Below are 6,502 nucleotides of genomic sequence, written 5' to 3'. Positions count from 1 at the left end.
CGCTGACCAGATCATCGTTCTGGACGAGGGCCGAATCGTGGGCAAGGGGACCCACCGCGAACTGATGGAGACCTGCGAGGTTTATCGCGAAATCGCCCTGTCGCAACTGGGGCGGGAGGAGGCCGCATGAGCATGCCAGCCAGCACTGCACCCAACAGGAGCGGTCCCGGAGACGGGCGCGGGCCGATGATCGGCCCCGGAGCGCCCGGCGGCCGCGGCCCGATGGTCGGGCGAGGCCCTATGGGCAGGGGCGGCCACATGGCCATGATGAAGGGCGAGAAGCCCCGCGACTTCAAGGGCACCATGAGGAAACTCATCCAGTACCTCGGGGCCTACAAAATCTCCATTGCCGTCGTCATGGTGTTCGCCGTCGCCTCCACGATATTCTCCATCGTGGGGCCCAAGATCCTGGGCAAGGCCACCACCAAACTCTTTGAGGGCGTGATGGCCCAGATCGCCGGCACCGGCGCGGGCATTGACTTTGACTACATCGGGCGCATCTTGCTCACGGCGCTGTTCCTGTACCTGCTCTCGGCCCTGTTCAGTTACATCCAGGGCTGGATCATGTCGGGCGTGTCCATGGACATCACCTACCGCTTCCGCAGGGACATCGCCGCTAAGATCAATCGGATGCCCCTCCGGTACTTTGACAAGACGACGCACGGCGAGGTGCTGTCCCGCGTAACCAACGACGTGGACACGGTGAACCAGACGCTGAGCCAGAGCCTCACCCAGATCATCACGTCGGTAACGACCCTCATCGGCGTGCTTGCGATGATGTTCTCCATCAGTTGGCAGATGACGCTGGTAGCGCTGCTGATGGTGCCGCTGTCGCTGGTGATCATCAGCCTGGTCATCGGTCGGTCGCAGCGGTACTTCCGACGGCAGCAGGACTACCTGGGGCACATCAACGGGCACATAGAGGAGACCTACGGCGGCCACGTGGTGGTCAAAGCCTTCAACGCCGAGGCCAAGAGCGTCCATAAGTTTGACGGCCTCAACGATGTCCTGTACGACTCGGCGTGGAAGTCGCAGTTCCTGTCGGGCATGATGATGCCGGTGATGGGGTTCGTAGGCAACCTGGGGTACGTGGGCGTGAGCATCCTGGGCGGCTACCTGGCCGTTCGCGGCGCCATCACCGTCGGCGACATCCAGGCGTTCATCCAGTACGTGCGGTCGTTCACGCAGCCGATTACCCAAATCGCCAACATCTCCAACGTCCTGCAGCAGACCGCAGCGGCAGCCGAGCGCGTCTTTGAGTTCCTGGCCGAGGAAGAAGAGGTGCCCGATCCGGTCCAACCCGTGCGGCTGGAAGACGTGAAGGGCCAGGTGGAGTTCCGCCACGTGCGCTTCGGGTACAATCCGGACAAGGTGGTGATCAAGGACTTCTCGGCGCTCATCAGGCCGGGCCAGAAGGTGGCCATCGTGGGGCCAACCGGCGCGGGCAAGACGACGCTGGTCAAACTGCTGATGCGGTTCTACGACGTGGACGATGGGGCCATCCTGGTGGATGGCCACGACATCCGCGAGTTCGCCCGCGAGGATTTGCGCAAGATCTTCGCCATGGTGCTGCAGGACACGTGGCTGTTCAACGGCACCATCATGGAGAACATCCGCTACGGCCGCCCAGACGCGACGGACGAGGAGGTCATCGCGGCAGCGCGCGCCGCCCATGTGGATCACTTCGTGCGCACCCTGCCCGAAGGGTACAACATGGTGATCAACGAGGATGCGTCCAACATCTCGCAGGGGCAGATGCAGTTGCTCACCATCGCCCGCGCCGTCCTGGCCAACCCCAAGATTCTCATCCTGGACGAGGCGACCAGTTCGGTGGACACCCGCACCGAGATGCTCATCCAGGACGCCATGTATCGGCTGATGGAGGGGCGCACGGCGTTCATCATCGCGCACCGACTGTCCACCATTCGCAACGCCGACCTCATCCTGGTCATCCGCGACGGCGACATCGTGGAGCAGGGGACACAGGAGGAACTGCTGGCGCGCAACGGGTTCTATGCGGAACTGTACTACAGCCAGTTTGAGCGCGTGGCGGTAGTCTGACAGGGTTCCACCGCGGAGCGCGCGGAGAACGCAGCGATTCTATTCGTTCCTTTGCGCTCTCTGCGGTGAAATAGTCTCTGGGCGGAGCGGGGCATGGCGCAGCGGTTCATCATGGGGCTGGCGCTCAGCCTAGTCATCGGCGGGCTGGGCTACTGGCGCAGGGCGCTGTCGGGTTCGGGGGTGGCGGGGGCCGTGCTCGTCGGCACCGCCACCTTTGCGTTCGGGGGCTGGGACTGGGGGCTGATCCTCGTGCTGTTTTTCCTCTCGTCCAGCGCCCTGTCGCGCTTTCGCGCCAGCGCCAAAGAGCGCGTCGCCGAGAAGTTCGCCAAGGGCGCCCGCCGCGACATGGGCCAGGCCCTGGCCAACGGCGGCCTGGGCGCGCTGCTTGCCGCGGCCTCTCGCCTTTGGCCATCGCCGCTGTGGTTCGCGGCCCTCGTCGGCGCGCTGGCGGCGGTGAACGCGGACACATGGGCCACCGAGATCGGCGTTCTGTCCGCGCGGCCCCCGCGGCTCCTCACCACGGGACGGCGTGTGCCGCCTGGCACGTCGGGAGGCGTGTCGCTGCTGGGCACGAAGGCGGCGCTGGCGGGCGCGACGTTCATCGGGGCCTGCGCCGCGCTTCTAGTCTGGGCTGCGGGGTTGGCCGCGCCGTGGGTGTACCTGCCAGCGGGAGCGGTGGGCGGGCTGGCAGGGGCGTTGGCCGACTCGCTCCTCGGGGCCACCGTGCAGCGCATCTACCACTGCCCCGCGTGCGGCAAGGAGACCGAGCACCGCGTGCATGCCTGCGGGACGCCCACGCGCCCCCTTCGGGGCTGGGCGTGGCTCAACAACGACTGGGTGAACTTCCTGGCGTCGGCGGTGGGGAGCGGGGTGGGGGTCGCGCTGGTTGTGGCGATTATCCGGTAGGCGAGCGGGGGCGTCTCCATGCTCGCCCTCTGCCTCTGCAACCGCGAATCCACGCGAATGGGGAACAGTGGGGGCATGCCGACCTCACTTCCTCGGGGGACGAGCCGAAGGCGCGGGGGGTGAGGGGCGAAGCCCTGCGGGCGGTGGTTATCCACGAATAACACGAATCCAGACGAAGGTATCGCGCCCGACGCTGAAGCATCGGGCTGAACGGGCGAAGCCCTGCGGGCTATCTCCAGCCCCGAAGGGGCTTTGTTCCTTGAGCGCGGGGGTTTAGCCCCGCGCGGCCCGCCGGCCCTCACCCGGGACGACGCCCCGCGCACGCGGGCGGGTTTCCGTACCTGCCCCTCTGCCCCGGCGGCTATGGGAAGCCGCCCTACGTGTCCTCTATTCTCCATTCGCGTGGATTCGCGCTATTCGTGGTTACAACTCCATTCGCGCGGATTCGTGCTATTTGTGGATGGCGGCGAGCGGGCGCGGGAATTGGCCCCGAAAACCCATTGACTTCGGGGCGAAATGCGGGTATACTGGTTCAAGAGTTGGGCGAGACCATCGCGGGAGGGACACATGCCGTCGGAACTGCCCAAGAGCCTCGGCAAGTTGCTCACCGCCCTGCTCAAGCACCAGGCCAAGCAGTGGCTTGGCGAGGAAGCCCTCGGCGCCGCGGGCGAGGCCCTGGCCGACATCGTGGGCGAGGGCGTCCAGAAGCGCCTGGACGAGTGGCTGGACGCGGGCGAGACCCGCGCGCAACTCCTCCGCGCCGCCGAACGCGCCGACCGGTACTTCCTGGAGCACTGCAAGGACGACCGGCTGAAGCAGGCCTTCACCCTGCGCTTCTGGGATCTGCCCTCGCTGCAAGAGGCTCTGGCCGGCCTGCCGGAGGCACTGGACGCCGGAGCGGTGGAGGGTGTCCTGCGGCGGGGGCTGGCCGCGCTGCCCCTCGCGCCCGAGCAGGTGGAGGCGGGCGCCCGCCTGTACACCGACGCGCTCCTCCGCTCCGTGGGCCTGCTGGAGGACTTCGCGCTGCCCGTCATCGTGCAGGTGCTCCTTGACCTGCGCCGCGACACGCGGGCGGAGCACGCGGATTTGCGCGAGCGCCTGGACCAGATTATAGCCCTCCTCACGCAGAGGGGCCTCCCCGCCGCGCCGCCGTCGCCCACCCTCCCCGGCGACCTGCCGCCAGGCTCCCACCTCCCCATCCTGCCCAACCCGCGCTTCACGGGCCGCGAGGCCGAACTGGAAAAACTGTGCCAGGCCCTCGTGGCCGAAGACCGTAGCATGGTCATCAACCAGCGGGCGCTGGTGGGCATGGGCGGCATCGGCAAGACCCAACTGGCGGTGGAATTCGCCTGGCGATACGGCTACCGCTTCCTGGGCGTCCACTGGGTACTGGCCAACAAGCCCGCGCCAGACGGCTCGGCCCCGGCCCCGACTGACGAGATTCGCAAGCAGATAGAGGCCTCCATCGCCGAATGCGGGCGGGCCATGTGCCTGCAACCCTGGCCCGACGACACGGCCCAGCAGGCCGCCCTTACGCTCAAAGCCTGGCACGAAAGCGGCCCGCGCCTCGTCATTCTGGACAACTTGGAGGACCTGAACGCCGCCGCCCACTGGCTCCCGCGCCTGCGCCACACCCACATCCGCATCCTGGTTACCTCGCGCCAGACGCAGTGGGACACCGCCCTCGGCGTGGAGCCGCTCCCGCTGGAGGTGTTCACCGAAGACGAAAGCCTGCGCTTCCTGGCGCGCGTCCTGCCCCCCGAAAGGGCCACCGACGACGAGCGGCGCGCCCTTCACGAGCGCCTGGGCGGCCTGCCCCTGGCGCTGGATTTGGCCGCCGCCTACCTGGCGCACGTGCCCGAAATCACGGTGGACGAGTACCTGCGGCAACTCCGTCTGGACCACCCCTCGCTGAAGAACTGGCGCAAGAATAACCCCAACCCCACCCAGCACGACAAGGACGTGGCCGCCACGTTCGCCATGTCGTGGGCGCAGGTGGATGATGACGCCGCGCGGCGACTGTTCCTCCTGGCCGGGTACGCCATCCCCAACGAGCCGTTCCGCCGGGAGGTGTTGAAAGCGGCAGCCGGGCTGGACGATGCCGCCTACAGCGCCGCCGTGGACCTTCTGCAGTCCCTTTCGCTCGTGCAGCGGGAGCCCAGCATGCACCCCCTGCTGGCCGAGTTCGCCCGCTCGCTGGACGCCGACGGGGCGGCCCTGTTCGCCTGGTCGCGGGCGCTGGCGTGGCGGTGCTATCCCGGGTTTGACCATGGCGGCATATGGCATGATCCGGGCCTGGTCCCCCATGCCCGTTATTCGCTGGAGGACATGAAGCGGGCAGCGGCCCTGCGGAAGGATGGGGAAGGGTCCAATCTGCGCTTTCACCTGGCGTTCTTGTTCCGCCACTTCGGCGACCTGGACCGGGCCATGGGCCTGTACCAGGAGGCCCTGGCCATTGACGAGGCCCTGGGCGACCGCCAAGGCAAGTCCGCCACCCTCCACGCAATGGCCAATGTGCTTGTAACCCGCGGCGACCTGGACCGGGCCATGGGCCTGTACCAGGAGTCGCTGGAAATCAAGGAGGCCCTGGGCGACCGCAAAGGCAAGTCCGCCACCCTCCACGCCATGGCCAATGTGCTTGTAACCCGCGGCGACCTGGACCGGGCCATGGGCCTGTACCAGGAGGCCCTGGCCATCCTGGAGGCCCTGGGCGACCGCCAAGGCAAGGCCGCCACCCTCGCCATGTTGGCGCAGGTTCTCATTGCGCGCGGCGACGAGGAAGAGGGCCTGAAGGCGCTCCTTTCGTCCCTCCAAACTCTTCAGCAGATTGGCGCAACGCCCGACGCCCAGGCGGTGGCGGGCATCCTTGCCGCCTGGCGCGCGGCGGCGGGCGCGGAACGCTTCGGCGCGCTGTGGCAGAAGGTTGCCGGCCAGCCCCTCCCCGACTGGCTGGCGCAGGCGGGGGAGGCCGACCGGCAGGCGCAGGCCATGACCCCCGAGGAGTTCATCGCCCTGGCCATCCAGGCCGCCCGCCACAAGCGCCCCGAGGCCGAGGCGCTCTTCAACGCCTGCACCCAGATGGCCGCCGACCCCCGCTTGCCCGAGGAAGTCCGCGCCCTGGGCCGGGCCCTGCGCCGCATCCTCATCGGCGAGGAGAACGTGGATTTGTCGGCGCTGCCCGACGCGTGGGCCGAGGCCATCCGCGCCGCCCTGCGGGAGTTGTAACCGCGAATCGCGCGAATCCGCGCGAATGGGGTTGCAACCGCGAATCGCACGAATCCACGCGAATGGAGAATAGAAGACATGTAGGGCGGCTTTCCATAGCCGCCGGAAGCGGGGTTGCAACCGCGAATCGCACGAATCCACGCGAATAGAGAATAGAAGACATGTAGGGCGGCTTTCCATAGCCGCCGGAAGCGGGGTTGCAACCGCGAATAACACGAATCCACGCGAATGGAGAACAGAGGACACGTAGGGCGGCTTTCCATAGCCGCCGGAAGCGGGGTTGCAACCGCGAATCGCACCAATCCCTGCG

General features: G+C 67.4%; 4 protein-coding genes. All 4 read left to right on the top strand.

All coding sequences use genetic code 11. The features are described 5' to 3' along the window. Positions 1-130, top strand: a 130-nt coding sequence (locus H5T65_13585; GenBank protein MBC7260261.1) for an ABC transporter ATP-binding protein, incomplete at its 5' end; no start/stop codon positions are given. Between the two features lie 56 nt (positions 131-186). Continuing rightward, entirely contained in the window at positions 187-2,061 is a 1,875-nt protein-coding gene (locus H5T65_13580) for an ABC transporter ATP-binding protein (protein ID MBC7260260.1), read from the top strand. A gap of 93 nt (positions 2,062-2,154) precedes the next feature. Beyond that, complete coding sequence (locus H5T65_13575; GenBank protein MBC7260259.1) at positions 2,155-2,967, top strand: DUF92 domain-containing protein; 813 nt, start codon at positions 2,155-2,157, stop codon at positions 2,965-2,967. Positions 2,968-3,534: 567 nt separating this feature from the next. Then, the gene (locus tag H5T65_13570; GenBank protein ID MBC7260258.1) at positions 3,535-6,192 is read left to right on the top strand and encodes a tetratricopeptide repeat protein; all 2,658 of its coding nucleotides are present in this window, start codon (positions 3,535-3,537) and stop codon (positions 6,190-6,192) included. Positions 6,193-6,502: the final 310 nt, after the last annotated feature.

Source organism: Chloroflexota bacterium (assembly GCA_014360805.1).
In the GTDB taxonomy this organism is placed as follows: domain Bacteria; phylum Chloroflexota; class Anaerolineae; order DTLA01; family DTLA01; genus DTLA01.
This window is presented reverse-complemented; position numbering and strand designations above follow the sequence as displayed.